At 65.4% G+C, this 1,030-nt stretch carries 1 protein-coding gene; it reads left to right on the top strand.

All coding sequences use genetic code 11. The features are described 5' to 3' along the window. On the top strand, positions 1 to 1,029 hold a 1,029-nt coding region (locus ACTM86_RS08920), incomplete at its 5' end, for an arginine deiminase (protein WP_441017494.1). Between the last annotated feature and the right edge of the window lies 1 nt (position 1,030).

The following is a 1,030-nucleotide window of genomic DNA, read 5'->3' as shown; positions in this document are numbered from 1 at the left end:
CTCGTCGCCGAGGTGTTCGACCAGGTCCCCGGCGCCCGCGACGAGTTCACCGACCAGTACATCGCCGAGGCCGGCATCCGCGGGAAGCACATGCCGCAGATCGTCCGCGAGAAGCTGGACTCCATCGAGGACAACCTCGAGTTCGTCAAGAAGACCATGGCCGGCATGACCAAGGCCGAGATCGAGATGCCCCTCACGGCCTCCACGACCCTCGACTCCCTGGTCAACTCCGAGTCCGAGTCCGACCTGATCATCGACCCGATGCCCAACCTCTACTTCACCCGCGACCCGTTCGCGGTCGTCGGCGAGGGCGTCAACCTCAACCGCATGTACTCGGTCACCCGCAACCGCGAGACCCTGTACGGCAAGTACGTCTTCAAGTACCACCCCGACTACAAGGACGTCTCCCTGTACTTCCGCCGCGACTGCCAGTTCCACACCGAGGGCGGCGACGTGCTGAACATCAACGAGAAGACCCTCGCCGTCGGCATCTCCCAGCGCACCCAGGCCGCCGCTATCGACGTCATGGCCCAGAACATCTTCTGGAACTCCGACTCCAAGGTCGAGCGCATCCTGGCCTTCGACATCCCGGTCTCGCGCGCCTTCATGCACCTCGACACGGTCTTCACCCAGATCGACGTCGATAAGTTCACGATCCACCCCGCCATCATGGGCACCCTGCGCGTCTACGAGCTGACCGCCGGCAAGAACCCGGGCGACGTGAACATCCGCCTGATCGAGGACACCCTCGAGCACGTCCTGGAGGACGCCACCGGCGTCGACCAGGTCAAGCTGATCCCCTGCGGCGGCGGCGACCCGATCGCGGCCTCCCGCGAGCAGTGGAACGACGGCTCCAACACCCTGTGCGTCGAGCCCGGCAAGATCTGCGTCTACGCCCGCAACACCGTCACCAACGACGTGCTGTACAAGGAGGGCCTGGACCTTCTCGTCGTGCCCTCCGCCGAGCTCTCCCGCGGCCGTGGCGGCCCGCGCTGCATGAGCATGCCCTTCTGGCGCGAGGACCTCTAAG

This window comes from Collinsella sp. HCP3S3_E11 (genome assembly GCF_052067375.1).
GTDB lineage: Bacteria > Actinomycetota > Coriobacteriia > Coriobacteriales > Coriobacteriaceae > Collinsella.
This window is presented reverse-complemented; position numbering and strand designations above follow the sequence as displayed.